This is a genomic window from Kineosporia sp. NBRC 101677 (assembly GCF_030269265.1).
In the GTDB taxonomy this organism is placed as follows: domain Bacteria; phylum Actinomycetota; class Actinomycetes; order Actinomycetales; family Kineosporiaceae; genus Kineosporia; species Kineosporia rhizophila.
The window spans coordinates 118190-140540 of record NZ_BSTA01000002.1 but is presented as its reverse complement, the minus strand read 5'-3'; the positions used below and the strand labels follow the sequence as shown (position 1 = coordinate 140540).

Sequence of the window (22351 nt, the reverse complement as noted above, 5' to 3'; positions counted from 1 at the left end):
TGCGTGCCAGACGTGCCTCAGGCGACCGGCAGGTGGGCCGACCGCAGCTGCACGTACACATGTCCGTTCTCAATTACCACGGCATGTGTCCGCACCGGCACCCTTGCCGGGGGCCCGCTCGGCTGCCCGGTGCGCAGGTCGAAGCACGACGCGTGCAGAGGGCACTCGACCGCGCAGTCCTCTACGTAGCCGTCGGCCAGCGACGCATCCTGGTGGGTGCACGTATCGTCGATCGCGTAGTACTCGCCCTCGACGTGGAACACCGCCACCGGCACACCGTCCGGCCCGTGTTCGACCCGGACCGCTTCACCCTCGGGAATCTCCCCGACCGCACAGACCCGGATCACGGCAGGCCTCTTCTCACACGAAGGACTGGAGAGGAACTCGCTGACTTGTTGCGCCTTGCACAACGCGAAGTGCGATGAGCAACAGCGTGCGGCCGGGGCGGGGCATGCGTCAAGACATAAGTGGGGTTACTGACGGGCAGCTAAGGTTTCGGACATGGGGGAGACGAACCGTTCCGGAGGCGAGGCCTCGCAGGTGCAGTCCGTCGACCGGGCGCTGTCCGTGCTCGACCTGCTGGCCCGGCACGGCGAGCTCGGGGTGACCGAACTGGCCGCCGAGCTGGACGTGCACAAGTCCACCGCCTTCCGCCTGGTCACCGCGCTGGAGCGGCGGGACCTGGTGCAGCAGATCGAGGAGCGCGGCAAGTATCGCCTGGGCCTGGGCATTCTCCGGCTGGCGGCGGCCACCACCGGCCGGCTCGAGGTGAGCCGTGCAGGCCAGGAGGTGTGCGAACGGCTGGCCCGGGAGCTGGGTGAGACGGTCAACATCGCGATCCTGGAGGACGACGCCGCGGTCAACGTGCTGCAGGAGTACGGCAACGCCTCGGTGATGACGCGCAACTGGATCGGCCGGCGTACCCCGCTGTACGCCACCTCTAGCGGGAAGGTGCTGCTGGCGTTCGCCGACGAGACCACGCGCAAGCTGGTCCTGGAGTCCGCCCCGGAACCGCTGACCGAGCACACGATCGTCGACCCGGACGCGCTGACCCACGAACTGGCCGAGGTGGTCCGGCGGGGGTGGGCCAGCACCAGCGAGGAGCTGGAGATCGGGCTCACAGCCGTGGCCGCCCCGATCCGTGACGGTGGCGGTCGGGTCACGGCCGCCGTCAGCGCCTCCGGGCCCTCGTTCCGTCTTACCCCCGACTCGTTTGAAGACGTCGCTGAGCACCTTCTCGGGGGAGCTGCGGAAATCAGTAGTCGCCTTGGTTACTACGGCGACTGAGGATTTCGCCGACGTCAGCGGTTCGAGGCGCTGCGCACCAAAGCACGATGCGCCGCCCCCGGAAGGGAGCGGCGCATCGAATCGACTTCGGCGGGATCAGCGCCAGTCGCCGTTGCCCTGCTGGTCGGGGCTCTGCCCGTACTGGCCCGGCTGACCGTACTGACCAGGCTGGCCGTTCTGGCCCGGCTGACCGTACTGGCCGTTCTGACCAGGCTGGCCGTACTGGCCCGGCTGACCGTAGCCACCGGACTGCTGCCCGTACTGCTGGCCCTGGTCCGCCCCCGGCTGGCCGTACTGCTGGCCGTACCCGTTCTGCTGACCGTTCTGCTGGCCGTACCCACCCGGCTGCCCGTAGCCGCCCTGCTGACCAGGCTGCCCGTAACCGCCGCCCTGCTGACCGGACTGACCGTAGCCACCCTGCTGCGGCTCGGGCTGGCCGTAGGCAGGCTGCCCGCCGTAGCTCGGCTGACCGTGCCCCTGCTGACCGTAACCCTGCTCCTGGCCGTACGACGGCTGCTGGCCATAGCCGGCCTGCTGGCCATAGCCGGCCTGCTGGCCGTACTCAGGCTGCTGACCGTAACCGGCCTGCTGGCCATATCCAGCCTGGCCATATCCCTGCTCCTGGCCGTAAGGCGGCTGCTGACCGAAACCAGGCTGCCCGCCCCAGCCTTCCTTGGGGTTCGGCCCGAAGCGGTTGCTGCCGGGCTTGCTGTCCGAGGCCAGGAACACGATCAGCACGACCGTGCCGACGAGCGGGATCAGACCGATGAAGATCCAGAAGCCGCTGCGGTCGGTGTCGTGCAGGCGCCGGATCGTCACGGCCAGGTTGGGCAGGAACAGCGCCAGGACCACCAGGTAGTAGAACAGCGAGAATCCGAGGATCCCGTCCACGACCGAGGCCACGAAGATCACTGCGATGTAGAACAGGACGAAGAACCAGAACTCCGACCGCCGGGCGCGGCCGCCGAAGTCCACGTACTTCTTGGTGAGCACCGTTTTCACGGCGTCTTGGAACGACACGACTGCTTCTCCATGCGTGAGGGGGACCGGATAATCAACAAAGGTCAGGGACGCGCGAACCTAGCACCCACCTGACCAGCACCAACACCTTTTTGTCGGCAGTTAACCGGGCTGCCCACCACTGAACCAGTGTTGTGCGGCAGGCTCCGTGTTCTCGTACATGTGCTTGGCTTCCTGATATTCGGCCAGCCCCGAGGGCCCCAGCTCCCGCCCGGTGCCGGACAGCTTGAACCCACCCCATTCGGCCTGCGGCAGGTACGGCCCGAAGTCGTTGATCCACACCGTGCCGTGCCGCAGGCGCGAGGCCACCCGCTGGGCCCGGCCCCGGTCGGCCGTCCACACTCCCCCGGCCAGGCCGTACCGGGTGTCGTTGCCCAGCATCACCGCCTCGTCCTCGGTGCTGAACCGCTCCACCGTGACGATCGGCCCGAACGTCTCCTCCTGAACGATCCGCATGTCCCGGCGGCAGTCGGTGAAGACCGTTGGGCGATAGAAGTAGCCCTTCTGATCGTCGCTGAGCCGTGAGCCCCCGGTGAGCAGCCGCGCCCCCTCCGCCAGCCCCACCCGGACGTACTCCTCGACCTTGGCCAGGTGCTCGGCCGAGACCAGCGGCGGCATCTCCGACTCCGGTTCGAGGCCGGGGCCGATCCGGATCAGTTCCGCCCGCCGCACCAGCTCGGCCACGAACTCATCGGCGATCGGTTCTTCCAGCAGCAGCCGCGTGCCCGCCGAGCAGACCTGTCCGGCGTGCAGGAACACCGCCGTCAGCGCCGTGTCCACCGCAGCATCCAGATCGGCGTCGGCGAACACGATGTTGGGGTTCTTGCCGCCCAGCTCCAGGGCCACCTTCTTCACCGTGTCCGCGGCCGAGCGCATGATCGTGCGCCCGGTGGACAACCCGCCGGTGAACGACACCAGGTCGACCTGCTCACTCTCGACCAGCGCGGCCCCTACCCCGGCCCCCGCCCCGAGAACCAGGTTGACCACCCCAGCCGGCACCCCCGCGTCCTCAAGCAACCCGACCAGCACCACGGTGGTGAGCGGCGTGACCTCGCTCGGCTTGAGCACCGCGGTGCAGCCCGCGGCCAGGGCCGGGGCGATCTTCCAGGACATCTGCAGCAGCGGATAGTTCCACGGCCCGATCAGCGCACAGACCCCGACGGGCTCGTGGACCACTCGGCTCACCACCGCCGGATTTCCCGCATCGACCAGCCTTCCGGGCTCGCCCAGCGCCAGGGCCGCGTAGTAACGAAACACGGCCGTCACGTCGTCGACATCGATCTCGCTCTCACGCAACGTCTTTCCGGTGTCCAGGGTCTCGATCCGGGCGATCCGCGAGCGGTTGGCCTGGAGCAGGTCGGCGACCCGGCCGAGCACTGCACTGCGCTCGGCGGCCGGTACCGAACTCCAGCGGCCGTCGTCGAACGCGGCCCGCGCCGCCGCCACCGCCAGCCCCGCCTCTTCCGCGGAAGCCTCGTCCACCTGGGAGATCTCGGTTGCGTCAGCGGGATTCAGCACCGGCCGGGACGAGGAGCCGCGGCGCCACGAGCCGTCGATGTAGAGCGTTCCGGCCACCGTAGGGACACCGTCGGTACCGACTGCGAGCTGAAGATCCGCGGGTGACATCTGGACCCCTCACCATTCGTGATGATTCACTGTCGCTGTTGCTTTGTGTGGAACTCGGTGCGCTGGACGCAACGATGGTAGGCGGTCACGCCGGCATCTGGAGGAGCACATGGTTGAGCGGTACGACTACGTCATCGTCGGCGGGGGCTCCGCCGGCTGCGTGCTCGCGAACCGGCTGAGCGAGGATCCCGGCACCAGCGTCCTGGTCCTCGAGGCGGGCCGCCGGGACTTCGCCTGGGACCTGCTGATTCACATGCCCGCGGCCCTGACCATGGTGATCGGGAATCCGCTGTACGACTGGCGCTACCGCAGCGAGCCGGAGCCGTACATGCACGGGCGGCGGATCGCCCACGGCCGGGGCAAGGTGCTGGGTGGTTCCTCGAGCATCAACGGCATGATCTTCCAGCGCGGCAACCCGATGGACTTCGAGCGCTGGGGGGCCGACCCGGGCATGGAGACCTGGGACTTCGCGCACTGCCTGCCCTACTTCCGCAAGATGGAGAACTGCCTGGCCGGGGCGGACGAGTGGCGCGGTGGCGACGGCCCGCTGGAACTGGAGCGCGGCCCGGCCACCAACCCACTGTTCAGCGCCTTCTTCGAGGCCGTCCAGCAGGCCGGCCACCCGCTCACCAGCGACGTGAACGGTTACCAGCAGGAAGGTTTCAACCGGTTCGACCGCACCATCCGCAACGGCAAGCGGTTGTCGGCCGCAGGCGCCTACGTCCACCCGGTGCTGAAGCAGCGGAAAAACCTCGAAGTGAGGACGCTTTCACTGGTTCACCGGGTCCTGTTCACCAACGGACGGGCGACGGGGGTCGAGTACACCCGCTCACTTCCGTTCGCCGGTCCTCTGGGCCGGGTCGGCAGCGGTCCCCGCCGGGTGGAGGCGGGCGAGGTGATCCTGGCCGGAGGAGCGATCAACACCCCGCAGTTGCTGCAGCTGTCCGGCATCGGCAACGCGGCCGAACTGGGCGCGCTCGGCATCGACGTGGTGGCCGACCTGCCCGGCGTGGGCGAGAACCTGCAGGACCACCTCGAGGTCTACGTGCAGCACGCCTGTCATCAGCCGGTGTCGTTGAACCCCTCGCTCAAGCTGTACCGCCGGCCGGCGATCGGTCTGGAGTGGCTGCTGCGCCGCAGCGGCCCGGCCTCGACCAACCATTTCGAGGGGGGTGGCTTCGTGCGCAGCAATGACGACGTTGCCTATCCCAACCTGATGTTCCACTTCCTGCCGGTGGCGGTGCGCTACGACGGGAGCTCGCCGTCCGCGACCCATGGGTACCAGGTGCACATCGGCCCGATGTACTCCGACGCCCGGGGCACGGTGAAGATCACCAGCGCCGATCCGCGCCGGGCCCCGGCGATGACCTTCAACTACCTGTCCACCGAGCAGGACCGCCGGGAGTGGGTGGAGGCGATCCACGTGGCCCGGGACATCCTGGCCCAGCCCGCCTTCGACGCCTACAACGCCGGCGAACTCTCCCCCGGCCCGCAGGTGAGCACCGACGCGGAGATCCTCGACTGGGTGGCCCGCGATGCCGAGACCGCCTACCACCCCTCCTGCACGGCCAAGCTCGGCACCGACCCGCTGGCCGTGGTCGACCCGCTCACGATGGGTGTGCACGGTGTGGCCGGCCTGCGGGTCGCCGACGCCTCGGTCATGCCCTACGTGACCAACGGAAACATCTACGCCCCGGTCATCATGCTGGCCGAGAAGGCGGCGGACCTGATCCGCGGCAACTCGCCCCTGCCGGCCCGGCCGGTTCCCTACTACCGCCACGTGATGAACGCCGCGCAGCACGAGGAACGCTCCGCCTGACGCTCGGAACACCCGTTCACCGTCCGCCCGGGTCCGGTTCGGCGCCGTCCCCGGGCAGGCGGCGGATGATGATCCTGACCGGTACGTAACCACGCAGCGTGAATAATTCATCAGCAATGGGTCACGTCACGATTGAGTGACGGGGATCAGGCGGTACATTCGGCTTTGGCTAGATTAACCACACCGAAACGACGTCCTACCTTGACCATGACCGTCACCCGGGCACAGTGTGTCCCTCGGCAAGAAGCATTGTGCGTCATACGCACCCTTTGAAGCAGTGTGAGCCCGTCGTAGGGCCATCGGCCCCCGTTTCGAACAGGAGAGGTGGGGCAATGGCCACCGTCACCGAGGACAGTCAGGATCTGGCCCCGGCGCCGGACTCCGCCGCGCAGCCGTTGATCTCGGTGCGCGACCTCTGGATGGTGTTCGGCCCGAAAGCCGCTGCCGTGCCGAAGAACCAGGAGCTGTGCGCGCTGCCCCGGCGTGAGCTGATGGAGCGCACGGGCAACACGATCGCCGTGCGGGACGTCTCCTTCGACGTGGCCCCCGGCGAGGTGTTCGTCGTGATGGGCCTGTCCGGTTCCGGGAAGTCCACGCTGGTGCGGTGTCTCACCCGGCTGATCGAACCGACCGCCGGGTCGGTCGTCTTCGAAGGTGAGAACCTCCTCGAGGCGGACCCGAAACGCCTGCGGGACCTCAGACGTCACAAGTTCTCGATGGTGTTCCAGAACTTCGGGCTGCTCCCGCACCGGCGTGTGGTCGACAACGTGGCCTACGGCCTGGAGGTGCGCGGCGCGAGCAAGGCCGAGCGCCGCCGCCGGGCCGGTGAGGTGATCGACCTGGTCGGCCTCGGCGGCTACGAGAACTCCTACCCCGACCAGCTCTCCGGCGGTATGCAGCAGCGCGTCGGCCTGGCCCGGGCGCTGGCCGTGGAGCCGGACCTGATGCTGTTCGACGAGCCGTTCTCCGCGCTCGACCCGCTGATCCGCCGGGACATGCAGAACGAGGTCATCCGGCTGCACCGTGAGCTGGGCAAGACCATGGTGTTCATCACCCACGACCTGTCCGAGGCGCTGAAGCTGGGCGACCGGATCCTGATCATGCGCGACGGCCGGCCGGTCCAGATCGGCCGCGGCGACGAGCTGGTCGGCGCCCCGGCCGACGACTACGTGCGCGACTTCGTCTCCGACGTACCCAAGGGCGACGTGCTCACGCTGCGCTGGATCATGCGCCCGGTCACCGACGCCGACCCGAGCGACGGTCCGGAACTGGGGCCCGACGTGGTGGTGCGCGACGCCACCCGGGTGGTGCTGGAGAGTCACCGCCCGGTGCGCGTGGTGGAGGCCGGACAGGTGCTCGGAATCGTCGGTCAGGAAGAGATTCTCACCATCGTGGCGGGCGCCCGGTGAGCGTTCTCACCGCCTCCCGGGCGGCTGTGACCAGCCCGGGCCGGGGCCGGCTGATCGCTGCCGTACTGGTGGTGTTCGTGGTGCTGGCCGCGATCCTGCGTGGCACTCACACGCTTTCGCTGGTGCCCTCTGACACCACCGCCCTGCACCGCTGGTTCAACGACGTGAACCGGTGGGTCTCCACGAACCGCAACGACAGTCCGCTCTTTCTCTACTTCTTCAACGAGATCCGGGCCTTCGTCGACGGTCTCACCACCCTCTTCCAGGACCTGCTCTCCCAGCCCAGCTTCGGGCGCCCGGTACCGGTGATCGGCTGGCTCGGCGTGGTCGCCGTGCTCACCCTGCTGGCCGTGGCGTTCGCCAACCTGCGCATCGCTCTGCTGGTGGTGGCCGGTTTCACCTTCATCGGGCTGCAGGGGCTGTGGGAAGAGAGCATGGACACGCTCGCCCTCACCCTCTCGGCCGTGCTCCTGGCCCTGCTGATCGGGATCCCGCTGGGCATCTGGGCCGGCCTGTCCGACCGGGCCAACGCGGTGGCCACCCCGGTGCTGGACTTCCTCCAGACCATGCCCACCTTCGTCTACCTGGCCCCGTTCACCCTGCTCTTCCTGATCGGCCCGGCCTCGGCCACCCTGGTCACCCTGGTCTACGCCCTGCCCCCGGCGGTGCGCTACACCGCGCACGGCATCCGCTCGGTGCCGCGGGCCAGCGTGGAGGCCTCGGAGTCGCTGGGCGCCAGCCAGTTCCAGCGGCTGGTCGGGGTGCTGCTGCCGATGTCGGCCCGCACCATCGTGCTCGGGCTCAACCAGACCATCATGGCCGCCCTCTCGATGGCCACCGTCGCCGCCCTGATCGACGCCCCCGGCCTGGGCAAGACCATCCTCAAGGCGCTGCAGACCCTCGACGTGGGCACCTCGTTCAACGCCGGCCTGGCCATCGTGGTGATGGCCATCGTGCTCGACCGGCTGACCACCGCGGCCAGCCGCCGCACGCAGGTGCAGCAGGTCCCCCGCTGGCGGCGGCCGCTGCTGGCGGTCACCGCCGTGGCCACGCTGTTCTGCGTGTACCTCTCCCGCACCTACCTGTGGGCCGCCGAGTTCCCCTCCGAGATCAACATCGGCGACGACATCGCCCGGCTCAGCGGCGACTTCGCCGAATGGGTCACCAGCACCTTCTCCGACTTCACGGGCTGGCTGAAAGACACCGCCACCACCCTGCTGCTCGACCCGCTGCAGACCCTGCTGGTCGAGTCGCCCTGGTGGCTGGTCGCCGCGCTCCTGCTGGCGTTGGCCTTCCTGCTCGGCAACCTGCGGGTCACCGTGGTCACCGCGTTCTGCGTGGCCGGCCTGGTGCTCAGCGGCCTCTGGCAGGACAGCATGACCACGCTGGCCGCCACCCTGCTGGCCACCGCCGCCACCATGCTCCTGGGTGTGGTGGTCGGCGTCTGGATGGCCCGCAGCGCCCGGGCCGACCTGGTGATCCGCCCGGTGCTGGACGCGCTGCAGGTGATGCCGCCGTTCGTCTACCTGGTGCCGTTCCTGGCCCTGTTCGCGGCCAGCCGGTTCACCGCGATCCTGGCCGCCGTGCTCTACGCGGTTCCGGTGGTCACCAAGATCGTCGCCGACGGCATCGCGGCGGTCTCGGCCACCACCGTCGAGGCGGCCACCGCCTCGGGTTCCAGCACCTGGCAGACGATCTGGAAGGTGCAGCTGCCGATGGCCCGTCAGTCGCTGGTGCTGGCCACCAACCAGGGCATCTGCTACGTGCTGGCGATGATCGTGGTCGGTGGCCTGGTCGGCGCCGGCGCGCTCGGCTACGACGTGGTGGCGGGCTTCTCGCAGGGTGAGCTGTTCGGCAAGGGCCTCACCGCGGGTCTGGCCATCGTCATCCTGGGCATCATGCTCAACCGGATCACCCAGGCGGCCGCGGAACGCCGCCCCGGCAGCTGACTTCAGCTGACTTCATCAGGAGGATGAAAGAACGTGCGAAGCAACGTGAAGGCCAGGAGGGTCGCGACCGGTGCAGCAGTGCTCGCCCTGTTCCTGGCCGGCTGTGGCGGCGAGACCATCGAGTCCAGCAGCACCGGCTCGGACGAGGACTCGGCCGGTGAGTGCGGCACGGTGAACCTGGCGGTCAACCCCTGGGTCGGCTTCGAGGCCAACGTCGCCGTGGTCAAGTACGTGGCCGAGGAGGAACTCGGCTGCACGGTGGCCACGAAAGACCTGACCGAGGAGGTCTCCTGGCAAGGGTTCGCCTCCGGGGAGATCGACGTGATCCTGGAGGACTGGGGTCACCCCGAGCTCGAGAAGCAGTACGTCGACGACCAGAAGGTCGCAGTGAAGGTCGGCGAGACCGGCAACGTCGGTCAGATCGGCTGGTTCGTGCCGCCGTGGATGGCCGAGAAGTACCCGGACATCACCGACTGGAAGAACCTGAACAAGTACGCCGATCTGTTCAAGACCTCCGAGTCCGGCGGCAAGGGCCAGGTGCTCGACGGCGACCCGTCGTTCGTCACCAACGACGAGGCCCTGGTCAAGAACCTCGACCTGAACTACAAGGTGGTCTACTCGGGCAGTGAGGCGGCGCTGATCACCGCGTTCCGCCAGGCCGAGCAGAAGCAGGAGCCGCTGCTGGGCTACTTCTACTCGCCGCAGTGGTTCCTCGCCGAGGTGCCGCTGGTCAAGGTCGACCTGCCGGCCTACGAGGAGGGCTGCGACGCCGACCCGGAGAAGGTGGCCTGCGACTACCCGGAGACGCCGCTGACCAAGTTCGCCCGCACCGAGTTCATGGACTCGGGCAGCCCGGCCGCCAAGCTGGTGCAGAACTTCAGCTGGACCAACGACGACCAGAACCTCGTGGCCAAGTACATCTCCGAGGACAAGATGGAGTACGAGGACGCCGCGAAGAAGTGGGTCGACGAGAACCAGGACAAGGTCGACGCCTGGCTCAAGTAGCCCGATTGACCAAGAAGGGCGGCGACCGTTTCGGTCGCTGCCCTTCTTTGTTTCCGGTCGGGTTACGGCACAACAATTTTGGACGTGTGTGGGCCTCGATGCGCAGAGGTGGCACTTTCGTCGCGCTTGGCTCTTGACGGCTCGCGCCCCAGGATGGACAGTCGAGTTGCGCGTGGTGATCCCAGTTGCGTAATACGCATCCCACAGGAGGCCGTCCATGACCGGACCGCGGGTCGTCATCATCGGAGCCGGCGTGGTGGGAGCCGCGCTCGCCGACGAACTCTCCGGCCGCGGCTGGAACCAGGTCACGGTGGTCGACCAGGGCGAACTGCCGCGCCCGGGCGGCTCCAGCTCGCACGCTCCGGGGCTGGTGTTCCAGACCAACCCGTCGAAGACCATGGCCCAGCTGGCGAAGTACACGGTGGAGAAGCTGGTTTCGCTGGATCTGGACGGCGAGCCCTGCTTCCTGCAGGTCGGCGGTCTGGAGGTGGCCACCACCCCCGAGCGGCTGACCGAGTTGCACCGCCGGGCCGGCTGGGCCACCGCCTGGGGCATCGAGGCCGAGGTGGTCTCGGCCGCCGAATGTTCCTCTCTCTGGCCGATGCTCGACGAGCCAAGCGTGCTGGGCGGGCTCTACGTACCCACCGACGGCCTGGCCAAGGCAGTGCGGGCGGTGGAGGCTCAACTGCGCCGGGCCCGTTCCCGGGGTGTCACCGTGCTGGACCGGCACGAGGTGCTCGACGTACTCACCGCCGACGGCCGGGTCACCGGCGTACACACCGACCAGGGTGACATCGAGGCCGACATCGTGGTCTGCTGCGCCGGGTTCTGGGGCCCGAAGATCGCCGCCATGGTCGGGATGACTCTCCCCCTGACTCCCCTGGGCCACCAACTGGCCTGGACCACCGCCGTCCCCTCGTTGGCCGGTTCCACCGCAGAGGCCTCCCGGCCGATCCTGCGCCACCAGGATGCCGACCTCTACTACCGGGAGAACTTCGAGGGCCTGGGCATCGGCTACTACGGCCACCGTCCCATGCCCGTGGCCCCGGAACAGATCGTCCCGGTCGGCGAGGCCGAGGACATGCCCTCGGTGCTGCGCTTCACTCCCGAAGACTTCGCCCCGGCCTGGGCCGAGAGTCAGCGCCTGCTGCCGGATCTGGGTTCCGCCGAGGTAGGCGAGGGCATCAACGGAATCTTCTCGTTCACCACCGACGACTACCCGCTGCTGGGGCCCTCGGCCGAGGTGGAGGGGTTCTGGGTGGCCGAGGCGGTCTGGGTGACGCACTCGGCCGGGGTCGGCGCGGCGATGGCCGAGTGGCTGGTCGAGGGCCACTGCTCCACCTTCGACCTGCACGAGTGCGACGTGAACCGGTTCGAGAAGCACCAGCTCACGCCCGACTACGTGCTGAAGCGCGACTGCCAGAACTTCGTCGAGGTCTACGACATCAAGCACCCGCTGCAGCCGATGGAAGATCCCCGGCCGCTGCGGATCACGCCGTTCTACCACCGGCAGCAGGAGCTCGGTGCGATGTTCCTCGAGGCCTCGGGCTGGGAACGCCCTCAGTGGTACCGCTCGAACGCCCCTCTCGTGCAGCAGTATCCGGCCCCCGTTCCGGACGAGTGGGCGAGCCGCTACTGGTCGCCGGTGGTGGCCGCCGAGGCCCAGCACACCCGCGAGCACGTGTCGATGTTCGACATGACCGCGCTGAAGCGGCTGGAGGTCACCGGTCGCGGCGCCACCGCCTTCCTGCAGCACGTGTTCACCGGCAACGTGGACAAGTCGATCGGCTCGGTCACCTACGGGCTGCTGCTCGACGAGGACGGAGGCATCCGCAGCGACGTCACGATCGCCCGGCTGGGGCGCGACCGCTACCAGGTCGGGGCCAACGGCGCCCTGGACGAGGCCTGGCTGAACCGGCACCTCCCCGGCGACGGCCTCACCCAGGTCCGCGACATCACGGCCGGCACCTGCTGCATCGGCCTGTGGGGGCCCCGCGCCCGTGACGTGCTGGCCCCGCTCACCGGGGACGACATCTCCAACGAGGGCCTGAAGTACTTCCGCGCCAAGCAGATCCAGGTCGGCCACGTACCGGTCACCGCGTTGCGGCTGTCCTACGTGGGCGAACTCGGCTGGGAGCTCTACACCACCTCCGACCAGGGGCAGAAACTCTGGGACACGCTCTGGGCGGCGGGCCGCGAACATGGCCTGATCGCGGCCGGGCGAGGCGCTTTCAACAGCCTGCGGCTGGAGAAGGGCTACCGGTCGTTCGGCACCGACATGACCTTCGAGCACGACCCCTGGGAGACCGGGGTCGACTTCGCCGTCCGGCTGCAGAAGGATTCCTTCTTGGGACGCTCGGCCGTGGTTGCGCGGCGGGAGCAGGTCACGCGGCGGTTGAGTTGCCTGCTTCTGGACGTCCCCGAGTCCGGAACGTACGACCAGCCCCTTGGTAAGGAGCCGGTTTTCGACGGCAATGCCTGCGTCGGCTACGTCACCAGCGCGGCCTACGGCTACACGGTGAACGCCCCCATCGCCTACGCTTGGCTGCCGGCCGAGCTCTCGGCGCCGGGGCAGCGGGTGGAGATCGGCTACTTCGACCGACGTCTGCCCGCCACCGTCGCCGCCGAGCCGCTCTTCGACCCGGAGATGAAGCGCCTGCGCGGTTAGCGGCTCAGGGGTGCATGACGGCGCCCTTGAGCACCTTGTCCACCGCGTTCTTGGGCCCGTGCACGGCCAGCCCCACCAGGTCGAGCTCACCGGTGCGCACGGCCGCGACCGCCGCCCGGTTGTCGCGGTCGTTCCCGCTGGTGAAGAGTTCGCTGGTGAAGATCGACATCGGCAGGTCGCGGCCCAGGGCCTTGCCGTGCGCAGAGGTGAGCACCGCGGCGCTGCCCTGGAACACCAGCACCGGCTGGCGCAGCATGGCCAGGTAGCCGGTGCCGTCGGCATCCGCATAGGGGTCGCCGACCAGCTCCGGATGGCCTGCGGTGATCCCGCTGACCAGGAAGGCGCACACGTTCAGGCGCTGCCAGGAGGCCAGGTCGTCGCGCAGCAGCACTGCGATCTTCGTGTCGAAACGGATCGGTTCGCCGGAAATCTCCGGCGCGTCGGACGTCATCAGTTCAGTACCCACACCCCGATCGTCGGCCCCCACCCGTCCGCCGCTCTTGTACGTTCTTGACATGGCCGACCAGGCGCCGAAGCTGAAGGCGTGGCAACCGGGCGTCCAAGGCGTCCTCGAGGTCCTGCACGCGCACTTCCCGCAGCACGCCTACCCCATGCACGCCCACGAGTCCTGGACCCTGATGCTGCTCGACGCCGGCATCGTGCGCTACCACCTGGGCCGGCACGAACACGGCGTGCTCACCTCGATGGTCACCCTGCTGCCCCCCAGCGTGCCGCACGACGGCCGCGCCGCCGGTCCGGGCGGCTTCCGCAAGCGCGTGATCTACCTGGACGAGACCCAGTTCAGCCCCGGCCTGGTCGACGCCGCCCTGCGCACCCCCTCCCTCGACGACCCTCTGCTGCACCGCCGGGTGCACCAGCTGAACGTCGCCCTGGGCCGACGCACCGAAGACCTGGAGGCCGCCAGCCGCCTCGCCCTGATCCGCGAGCGCCTGGAGAAAGCCCTGAGCGGCGAGGCCCCGCCCACCGAGCACCGCGCCGGCCTGGCCCACGACCTGCGTGACCTGCTCGATGCGGCGGTGGTCGAGGGCGTCACGCTGGAAGCCGCCGCGCAGACCCTGCACAGCCACCCCACCCACCTGGTCCGGGCCTTCACCCGCGAATTCGGCATGCCCCCGCACCAGTACCTGACCGGCCTACGGGTCGAGAAGGCCCGCCACCTCCTGCTCGCCGGCGAACCCCCCGCCCGCGCCGCCGTCCTGGCCGGCTTCTACGACCAGTCCCACCTGGCCCGCCACTTCCGTAAGTTGCTGGGCACCACGCCGGGGCGCTTTGCTGACCGCCGGAACGGAGCAACAGCCGTTCCACCAGAGGTCAGCGTTAATAATGAGCACGGACTTCTGACCCGAAAAACGCAGGAATAGACCTTCTCTGGATTCGAGTAGCCCATCGTCAACCCCGGCCCTTTGTTGCATACGAGCAGGTCAGAGGCAACATCATCATCCCGTCGGCACTTTCGAGTAGTCTTTCGAGTAGCCGGAACAGGCGAGGTCCGGAACATGACGGTCTAAAGTGGATTCCGTGACGGCCAACGAAGTTGACTCCGCCCTCAGCGCCCGCACTACAGATGTCGGGGATCTTCTTCTTTCCGTCAGGGAAGATCAGTGGTTCGATCGCAAGAGCCGCAAGACTTCACCCAAAGAACTGTCCCCGGCCCTTGTAGCCTTTGCCAATGCCGAGGGCGGGACAATTGTCATCGGCCTGCACAACGGCATGGTTGAGGGTATGCGTCGGTTTGCCGATCGCGAGAACGACCTTCGCCAGACCCCCATTGACTACACGTCCCCTCCGGTACGCGTTGAGTTCAGCAGAGTCGCCTGCATCAATGCGGAAGATGAACGTGATTATCTGCTCGTTCTGCGGATCGACCCCAGCGAGAGCGTTCACGAGACACAGAACGGCGACTGCTATCTCCGCATCGGAGACGAGTCCCGTCGCCTGAATTTCGGACAGCGGCAAGAACTCGTCTACGACAAGGGACAGAGCCAGTTCGACGGAAGTCCGGTATCGGCCTCCCTGACCGATCTGGACAAGTCCCTCCTCCAGAACTACCGGGCGAGGGGTGGCTTCACCACCTCGGACCGGAAGATGCTCGCCGCTCGCAGCCTGCTCACTCCGGCAGGTGATCTGACCGTGGCCGGCTATCTCCTGTTCGGCGAGCATCCACAGACTCTCTTTCCGTCTGCCTACATCCGGATCCTCCGGTTCCTCACACCAGAACGCGGAACCGGCGCGCGACTCGGCGTGGAGGAAGGGAACGACGTCCGCATCGAGGGAGCCATTCCCTGGGCCGTACAGCAGGCCACCAAGGAAATCGAGGCAAGGATCCCGGTTCGCCGCGCCCTGGGGGAGAACGGACTCTTCGAGGCACGCCCGATCGTGCCTCGGGACGCATAACTGGAAGGACTGGTGAACGCCGTCATCCATCGCTCGTACAGCTTGGGAGGGGATCACGTCCGGGTCGAAATATATCCGGACAGAATTGAGATCGAGTCACCTGGACGATTTCCGGGCCTGGCCAACCCTTCCCGGCCCCTGGAGATCAGTCGTTTCGCGAGAAATCCGCGAGTAGCACGGGTCTGCGCCGATCTCAGGATCGGGCAGGAGATGGGTGAGGGTATCAAGCGCATATTCGACGAGATGCGTCGCGTCGGCCTGACAGATCCGGTGTACAAGCAGAGCAGCGGCAGCGTTCGCCTCTCTCTGATCAACATCCCTCGCCTGGATCCTCGGCTCGCCGCACGTCTGCCCAGCAAGAGCCAGGACGTCCTCGATCTTCTCCGCAGATCGGCGCGCCCATTGAGCACTGGCGACATTGCCGATGCGCTCGGACTCAGTAGACCCGCAACCACCATCCGCTTGCGAGCTCTACAGGGTGAACGCCTGATTCAGTGGGTCGGGAAATCGCTTCGCGATCCCCGGGCTGTCTGGGTCATTCTGGAGTGACGCTCACAGCGCGGCGTTGACCGACTCCTCGAAGTGGGTGACGTGCTGGGCGGCGTGGGTGGCGGCGGCCTCGCCGTCGCCGTCCAGGATCGCCTGCAGCACCGGCAGGTGCTCGGCGGTGTGGTCGACCTCGGGCAGCCGGTCGAGGAAGAGGTACCAGATCCGCAGGGACAGGTTGTAGTAGTGGCTGAGATCCCTTTCCAGGTAGTGGTTGTGGGCGCAGCGGTAGATCTCGCGGTGGATCGCCGTGTCCAGGCGCATGCTCGCGGCGCGGCCGCCCGGGTGGGCTTTGATTTCGGCCGCCAGCTCGCGGAGCCGGGCCCGGTCGGCCTCGGTGGCGCGGGCGGCGGCGCGGCGGGCGGCATGGCTCTCCAGCTGGCGGCGCACGTCGCTGATCAGGCTGTGGTCGGTGAGGTGGACCTCGCTGACGAAGGTGCCGCGGCGGGGGAAGACGACGACCAGGTTCTCCACCTCGAGGCGCTTCACCGCCTCCCGCAGCGGGGTTCGGCCCACTTCCAGGCGGCGCATCAGCTCGTCTTCGGCCAGGGCGGCGCCGGGAGGCAGGGCCAGGGTGACGATCAGGTCGCGCAGGCCGGCGTAGGCCACGTCGGCCTGGCGGGGTGACGAAGCCGGGGCGTTGACTCCGGTAAGCATGCGACCTACGGTAACCCATGACTGATATATCAGTCGTCGGTCACGATCGTGGGAGGTGTCATGCGTCCTGGTGGGGCGACGGCCGGGTCAGCACAGACCGGTCAGCAGCACGCCGAGCACCTGTGGCGGCACGCGGAGCCGAAGTCCTCCTACGACGTGGTGGTGGTCGGGGCCGGCGGGCACGGCCTGGCCACGGCGTTCTACCTGGCCAAGAACCACGGCATCACGAACGTGGCCGTCCTCGAGAAGGGCTGGCTGGCCGGCGGCAACATGGCCCGCAACACCACGATCATCCGGTCCAACTACCTGTGGGACGAGAGCGCGGCCATCTACGAGCACGCCCTCAAGCTCTGGGAAGGGCTGCCCGACGAGCTGGACTACGACTTCCTGTTCAGTCAGCGCGGCGTGCTCAATCTGGCCCACACCCAGCAGGACGTGCGGGACAGCCGGCGCCGGGTGTTCGCCAACCAGCTCAACGGCGTGGACGGGGAGTGGCTCACCCCCGACGAGGTGGCCAAGGTCTGCCCCATTCTCAACGTCTCCCCCGACACCCGTTATCCGGTGCTGGGAGCCACCTATCAGCCGCGCGCGGGCATTGCCAAGCACGACCACGTGGCCTGGGCCTTCGCCCGCAAGTGCGACGAGTACGGCATCGATCTGATCCAGCACTGCGAGGTGACCGGCTTTCTTACGGACGGGGGCAAGGTCACCGGAGTGCGCACCAGCCGGGGAGACATCCGGGCCGGGAAGGTTGCGCTCACCGCCGCCGGGCACTCCGCGGTGGTGGCCGGCACGCTCGGCATCCGGCTGCCGATCCAGAGCCATCCGCTGCAGGCCCTGGTCTCGGAACTGCTGGAGCCGGTGCACCCGACCGTGGTGATGTCCAACCACGTGCACGTCTACGTCAGCCAGGCGCACAAGGGCGAGCTGGTGATGGGCGCCGGCGTCGACTCGTACAACTCCTACGGTCAGCGCGGTTCGGTACACGTGATCGAGCAGCAGATGGCGGCCGCGGTCGAGCTCTTCCCGATCTTCGCGCGGGCGCACGTGCTGCGCACCTGGGGCGGGATCGTGGATGTCACCCCCGACGCCTCACCGGTCATCGGCCTCACCCCCTACGAGAACCTCTACGTGAACTGCGGCTGGGGCACCGGCGGTTTCAAGGCCACACCGGCCGTCGGCTGGGCCCTGGCGCACACTGTGGCCAATGACGAACCACACGAGCTGAACCGGCCTTTCGGGCTGGAACGGTTCACCACCGGCGCGCTGATCGACGAGCACGGCGCCGCTGCTGTGGCCCACTGAGGAGGGCAACTTGCTGCTGATCACCTGCCCCTGGTGCGGGGACCGCGAGGAGACCGAGTTCGGCTACGGCGGTCAGGCCCACGTCGCCCACCCCGCCCGGCCCGACGAGCTCTCGGACGAGGAATGGGCCCAGTACCTGTTCTTCCGGGACAACCCCAAGGGCCCGTTCGCCGAGCGCTGGGTGCACTCGGCCGGGTGCCGGCGCTGGTTCAACGCCGTCCGCGACACGGTGAGCAACGAGTTCCTGAGCATCGAGAAGCCGGGAGGCACGGCATGACCCGGATCCGCTCGATCGGCCGTCCGCTGACGTTCAGTGTGAACGGCGTGGAACTCCCCGCCCAGGAGGGCGACACGGTGGCCTCCGCCCTGGTGGCCGCCGATGCCCTGACGGTGGGCCCGTCCATCTACCGCGGGCGACCGCGTGGGCTGCTCACTGCGGATCTCACCGAACCCAACGCCCTGATCCAGGCCGACGGCGGCGAAGTTCTCCCGGCCACCGTGGTCGAGGTCACCGAAGGAATGAAAGTCCGCACCCTGAGCGGCATCGGGCGCCTGGAGCCGGAACCGGCAACGGCCTTCCACGACAAGAAATTCGTACACACCGACGTTCTCGTGGTGGGCGCAGGCCCGGCCGGACTCGCTGCTGCAATGACCGCGTCGGCGGGCGGGGCGCGGGTGCTGCTGGTCGACGATCAGCCCGCCCCAGGCGGTGACCTCGGCGCCGGGGACGACTGGATCACCGATGTCACCGAGAAGTTCGCCGAACGTCGCGAACTGACGGTTCTTTCGAGGTCCTCGGTTTTCGGTTACTACGACCAGAACTATCTGCTGGTGCTGGAGAGACTGCCGCACGGAGGGCGGGTGTGGCACGTGCGCGCCCGGCAGGTGGTGCTGGCCACCGGCGCCCGGCAACGCCCGCTGGTGTTCGAGAACAACGACCGGCCGGGAATCATGCTGGCCTCCGCCGTACGCCGGTACCTCGACCGCTACGGCGCGGTCAGCGCGTCCCGGGCGGTCGTGGCCACGGTCGAGGACAGTGCCTACGAGGTGGTTCTCGACCTGCTGGCGGCCGGGGTGACGGTGGCTGCGGTGGTGGACAGCCGGGCGCAGCCTCCAGGTGCCCTGGCGGCCGCCGTCCGGGAGGCCGGGGTGGACGTCGTCCCCGGCTCGGTGGTGGTCGGCACCTCGGGTCAGGAGCGGCTCACCTCGGTGCATGTGCGTTCCCTGGCGGGCGACGGGGGCGGCCGGGAGATCCTCGGTGACCTGCTCGCGGTCAGCGGCGGCTGGAACCCGGACCTGCACCTGTTCAGCCAGTCCCGCGGTGAACTGGTCTGGGACGAGGGCCTGGCCGCGTTCCGGCCCGGAAGGGCGGTCCAGGCCGTCGTCGTGGCCGGTTCGGCCAACGGGAAGCTCGGTACCTGGCCGGCCATCGCCGACGGCGCCGACGCCGGGTACCGCGCGGCCGAGGCCGTCGGTCACCCGAGCGCTCCCCAGCCACTGACCGAGTTCACCCAAGACGCCACCGACACCGCCACGTCCCCTTGTCCGGTCTGGCTGCCCCCGGCCGTCTCCGGCGAACCGGCCGGGTGGCACAACCATTTCGTCGATCTGCACCGTGACGTCTCGGTGGCCGACGTGTGGCGCTCGGTCGGGTCCGGCATGCGCTCGCTGGAGCACGTCAAGCGCTACACCACCGCCGGGACCGGATACGACCAGGGCGCCACCGCCGGGGTGAACGTGGCCGGAGTGGTGGCCCAGGCCCTGGGAGCCGGCCCGGGCTGGCCGGAACGGCCCGGCCCTGGATCACCGGGAGACCTGGGAACCACGACCTTCCGCGCCCCGGCCCTCCCGGTCTCGTTCGCCGCACTGGCCGGCCGCGACCTCGGTCACCTGCACGACCCGGCCCGCACCACCCCGATCCACCCATGGCACGTCGCCGCCGGAGCCGAGTTCGAAGACGTTGGCCAGTGGAAGCGTCCATGGTTCTATCCCCGCCCCGGCGAGGACATGCACGCCGCCGTGCTGCGGGAGTGCCGGGCGGCCCGCACCGGGGTGGCGGTGATGGACGCGAGCACGCTGGGCAAGATCGAGATCGTCGGGAAGGACGCGCCGGAGTTCCTGAACCGGGTCTACACCAACGCCTTCGCGAAACTGGCGGTCGGCTCGGCCCGCTACGGCCTGATGTGCTCGGCCGACGGCATGGTGCTGGACGACGGCGTGACCATGCGCCTGGCTCCCGACCGCTTCCTGATGAGCACCACCACCGGCGGCGCGGCCCGGGTGCTGGACTGGCTGGAGGAGTGGCACCAGACCGAGTGGCCGGACCTGGACCTGACCCTGACCTCGGTCACCGAGCAGTTCTCGACGATCGCCGTGGTCGGCCCGGCCGCCCGCGCGGTGATCGCGGGCCTGGCCCCCGGCTGCGACGTCTCGAACGAGGCCTTCCCGTTCATGACCTTCCGCGAGACCCTCCTGGCCAACGGCGTGCCGGCCCGGATCGCCCGGATCTCGTTCTCCGGTGAGCTGGCCTTCGAGGTGAACGTGGCGGGCTGGTACGCGCTCGCGGTCTGGGAGGCGGTGATCGCCGCCGGGGCCGAGCACGACATCACGCCGTACGGCACCGAGACCATGCACGTGCTGCGGGCCGAGAAGGGGTTCCCGATCGTCGGGCAGGACACCGACGGCACGGTGACCCCGCACGACCTGGGCATGAGCTGGATCGTGTCGAAGAAGAAGGACTTCGTCGGCCGGCGCTCGCTGAACCGCCCCGACCTGGTCCGGGCCGACCGCAAGCACCTGGTCGGGCTGCTCCCGGCCGACCCGGCCGAACTGCTGCCGGAGGGGGCCCAGCTCGTGGCCGAGGACACCGACCTGAGCCGGGTCGGGCAGGGCACTCCCGTGCCGATGCTGGGCCACGTCACCTCGAGCTACCACAGTGCAGCTCTGGAGCGGACTTTCGCGCTGGCTCTGATCAAGGGCGGCCGGGACCGGATCGGCGAGCGGGTGCTGGCCCCGCTGGGCGGGCGGGTCGTGGCCGCCACCATCACCGAACCGGTGTTCTACGACAAGGAGGGGGCTCGCCGTGACGGCTGAGACGTTCCTGCTCTCTACGCCCGGCCCCGCTGAGGCCCGCCGGTCGCCGCTGCAGCACCGGGCGGCCGATCTGGCGGCCGTGAGCCGGCCGACGCTAAGGGAGCAGGCCTTCGAGCCGATCCTCAACCTGCGGGCGGCGCCCGACTCGCGGGAGGCCCGAGAACTGGGCCTGCCGGGCCCGGGGAGGGCCACCACGCTGTCCCGGCCGGGCTGGCAGGGGCTCTGGCTCGGGCCCGACGAATGGCTGTTGGTCGGGCGCACCGGGAGGGCCGCGGCGGAGTTGCTGGAAGACGGGCTCCGGCTGGTCGACGTGAGCGCCAACTACGCCGGCCTGCTGGTCTCCGGCCCCCACGCCCGCGACCTGCTGGAGAAGGCGATCACGCTGGATCTGCACCCGCGCGCGTTCGGCCCGGGCCACTGCGCCCAGACCACGTTCGCCCGGGGCCACGTCATCCTCTGGCAGGTCGGGCTCGACCCGGCCTACCGGCTGATGTTCCGGCCGTCGTTCGCCACCTACTTCGCCGACTGGCTGATCGACGCTGCTCAGGAGTTCCGCACCGACGGGGCATAGATTTCCGGGTGAGGTGTTGTCGCCTTGCGTAGCGTCGGCCCGACCTGGAGGAAGCCCGTGACCCTGATCCCCCGCACCGACCTCGACGTGTATCCGCTCTGCCTGGGCGGAAACGTGTTCGGCTGGACGGCCGACGAGCAGCAGTCGTTCGCGGTGCTCGACGCCTACGTCGCCGGCGGGGGCAACTTCGTCGACACCGCCGAGGGCTACTCGCACTGGGCGCCGGGCAACGTGGGCGGTGAGTCCGAGACCATCATCGGCAACTGGCTGGCCCGCCGGGGCCGCCGGGACGACGTGGTGATCGCGACCAAGCTGAAGGGCCTGTCGCGGGAGAGCATCCGCAAGAGCGTGGAGGGTTCTCTGCGGCGGCTGCAGACCGACTACATCGATCTGTACTACGCCCACTACGACGACCCGGACGCGCCGCAGGAGGAGACCGCGGCGGCCTTCGGGGAGCTGGTGGCCGAGGGCAAGGTGCGGCACCTGGCCGCGTCCAACTTCTCCGCCGACCGGCTGGCCAGTTCGCTGCGCATCGCCGACGAGCTGGGGGTGCCCCGCTACGTGGCCGTGCAGCCGCACTACAACCTGATGGAGCGCGAGAGCGTCGAGGGCGAGCTGGCCGCCCTGGTGGCCCGCGAAGGCCTGGCCGTGTTCCCGTACTACTCGCTGGCCAGCGGCTTCCTCACCGGCAAGTACCGCACGGCGAACGACGTGGAGGGCCGCGAGCGCGGAGACCGGGCCGGCACCTACCTGAACGAGCGCGGGCTGCGGGTGCTCGACGCGCTCGACAAGGTCTCGGCCGCACACGCCGTCGATCCCACCACCATCGCCCTGGCCTGGCTGCTGACCCGGCCGGACGTGGTCGCACCGATCGCCAGCGCCCGCACCGGGGAACAGCTTCCGGCGCTGCTGGCGGCGGCCGAGCTGGAGCTGACCGAGGCCGAGGTGGACGAACTCACCGCGGCCTCGGCCTGAGGCCCG

18 protein-coding genes and 1 pseudogene are annotated in these 22351 nt (G+C 68.8%); 14 read left to right on the top strand and 5 right to left on the bottom strand.

The window, feature by feature from the left end; all coding sequences use genetic code 11:
* Positions 1-17: 17 nt before the first annotated feature.
* On the bottom strand, positions 18-347 hold the full coding sequence (locus QSK18_RS06175) for a bifunctional 3-phenylpropionate/cinnamic acid dioxygenase ferredoxin subunit (protein WP_232810258.1): 330 nt from the start codon (positions 345-347) through the stop codon (positions 18-20).
* A 154-nt stretch (positions 348-501) separates the two neighbouring features.
* Here QSK18_RS06175 and QSK18_RS06170 point away from each other — a divergent pair, with 154 nt between their 5' ends.
* The gene (locus QSK18_RS06170) at positions 502-1287 is read left to right on the top strand and encodes an IclR family transcriptional regulator (RefSeq protein ID WP_232810259.1); all 786 of its coding nucleotides are present in this window, start codon (positions 502-504) and stop codon (positions 1285-1287) included.
* A gap of 669 nt (positions 1288-1956) precedes the next feature.
* Here QSK18_RS06170 and QSK18_RS36245 read toward each other — a convergent pair.
* Positions 1957-2307: pseudogene (locus QSK18_RS36245) on the bottom strand (DUF805 domain-containing protein); the annotation flags it as partial.
* 102 nt (positions 2308-2409) lie between these two features.
* Positions 2410-3933 carry an aldehyde dehydrogenase family protein gene (locus QSK18_RS06160; protein ID WP_285617068.1) on the bottom strand — a complete coding sequence of 508 codons (1524 nt, stop codon included), beginning with the start codon at positions 3931-3933 and terminating at the stop codon, positions 2410-2412.
* Positions 3934-4042: 109 nt separating this feature from the next.
* On the opposite strand from QSK18_RS06160, the gene betA reads away from it, so the two are divergent.
* The 5 genes from betA (at position 4043) to QSK18_RS06135 (ending at position 12783) form a co-directional block, all read left to right on the top strand.
* Positions 4043-5752: a choline dehydrogenase gene (gene betA, locus QSK18_RS06155; RefSeq protein WP_232810262.1), complete on the top strand. Its 1710-nt coding sequence runs from the start codon at positions 4043-4045 to the stop codon at positions 5750-5752.
* A 332-nt stretch (positions 5753-6084) separates the two neighbouring features.
* Positions 6085-7161, top strand: a complete 1077-nt coding sequence (locus QSK18_RS06150; RefSeq protein ID WP_232810263.1) for a quaternary amine ABC transporter ATP-binding protein — start codon at positions 6085-6087, stop codon at positions 7159-7161.
* Positions 7158-9110: an ABC transporter permease subunit gene (locus QSK18_RS06145; RefSeq protein WP_285617062.1), complete on the top strand. Its 1953-nt coding sequence runs from the start codon at positions 7158-7160 to the stop codon at positions 9108-9110. The genes QSK18_RS06150 and QSK18_RS06145 overlap by 4 nt, the downstream gene beginning before the upstream one ends.
* Positions 9111-9143: 33 nt before the next feature.
* Positions 9144-10115, top strand: coding sequence for an ABC transporter substrate-binding protein (locus QSK18_RS06140; protein ID WP_232810265.1), 972 nt, complete (start codon positions 9144-9146; stop codon positions 10113-10115).
* 217 nt (positions 10116-10332) lie between these two features.
* Entirely contained in the window at positions 10333-12783 is a 2451-nt protein-coding gene (locus QSK18_RS06135) for a GcvT family protein (RefSeq protein ID WP_232810266.1), read from the top strand.
* Positions 12784-12787: 4 nt separating this feature from the next.
* Here QSK18_RS06135 and QSK18_RS06130 read toward each other — a convergent pair whose 3' ends face one another.
* On the bottom strand, positions 12788-13234 hold the full coding sequence (locus QSK18_RS06130; RefSeq protein WP_269809980.1) for a DUF2000 family protein: 447 nt from the start codon (positions 13232-13234) through the stop codon (positions 12788-12790).
* Between the two features lie 64 nt (positions 13235-13298).
* On the opposite strand from QSK18_RS06130, the gene QSK18_RS06125 reads away from it, so the two are divergent.
* The 3 genes from QSK18_RS06125 to QSK18_RS06115 all read left to right on the top strand — a co-directional run bounded on the left by QSK18_RS06125 (position 13299) and on the right by QSK18_RS06115 (position 15747).
* Positions 13299-14165 (top strand): helix-turn-helix transcriptional regulator, encoded by an 867-nt coding sequence (locus QSK18_RS06125; protein ID WP_232810268.1) that lies wholly within the window; start codon positions 13299-13301, stop codon positions 14163-14165.
* A gap of 157 nt (positions 14166-14322) precedes the next feature.
* Positions 14323-15198 (top strand): AlbA family DNA-binding domain-containing protein, encoded by an 876-nt coding sequence (locus tag QSK18_RS06120; RefSeq protein WP_232810269.1) that lies wholly within the window; start codon positions 14323-14325, stop codon positions 15196-15198.
* Between the two features lie 12 nt (positions 15199-15210).
* Positions 15211-15747 carry an ATP-binding protein gene (locus QSK18_RS06115; protein ID WP_232810270.1) on the top strand — a complete coding sequence of 179 codons (537 nt, stop codon included), beginning with the start codon at positions 15211-15213 and terminating at the stop codon, positions 15745-15747.
* 3 nt (positions 15748-15750) lie between these two features.
* Here QSK18_RS06115 and QSK18_RS06110 read toward each other — a convergent pair whose 3' ends face one another.
* Positions 15751-16401 carry a GntR family transcriptional regulator gene (locus QSK18_RS06110; RefSeq protein ID WP_232810271.1) on the bottom strand — a complete coding sequence of 217 codons (651 nt, stop codon included), beginning with the start codon at positions 16399-16401 and terminating at the stop codon, positions 15751-15753.
* A 60-nt stretch (positions 16402-16461) separates the two neighbouring features.
* On the opposite strand from QSK18_RS06110, the gene QSK18_RS06105 reads away from it, so the two are divergent.
* From QSK18_RS06105 to QSK18_RS06085, 5 genes are read left to right on the top strand one after another with little or no spacing between them, the layout of a single operon-like run.
* A complete protein-coding gene (locus QSK18_RS06105) occupies positions 16462-17706 on the top strand; it encodes a sarcosine oxidase subunit beta family protein (protein ID WP_232810272.1) in 1245 nt (414 codons plus the stop codon).
* Between the two features lie 10 nt (positions 17707-17716).
* Positions 17717-17983, top strand: coding sequence for a sarcosine oxidase subunit delta (locus tag QSK18_RS06100; protein ID WP_232810273.1), 267 nt, complete (start codon positions 17717-17719; stop codon positions 17981-17983).
* Complete coding sequence (locus tag QSK18_RS06095; protein ID WP_232810274.1) at positions 17980-20799, top strand: 2Fe-2S iron-sulfur cluster-binding protein; 2820 nt, start codon at positions 17980-17982, stop codon at positions 20797-20799. Before QSK18_RS06100 ends, QSK18_RS06095 begins: the two co-directional genes overlap by 4 nt.
* Positions 20789-21370 (top strand): sarcosine oxidase subunit gamma, encoded by a 582-nt coding sequence (locus QSK18_RS06090; protein ID WP_232810275.1) that lies wholly within the window; start codon positions 20789-20791, stop codon positions 21368-21370. Before QSK18_RS06095 ends, QSK18_RS06090 begins: the two co-directional genes overlap by 11 nt.
* A gap of 57 nt (positions 21371-21427) precedes the next feature.
* A complete protein-coding gene (locus tag QSK18_RS06085; protein WP_285617050.1) occupies positions 21428-22345 on the top strand; it encodes an aldo/keto reductase in 918 nt (305 codons plus the stop codon).
* The last annotated feature ends 6 nt before the right edge of the window (positions 22346-22351 follow it).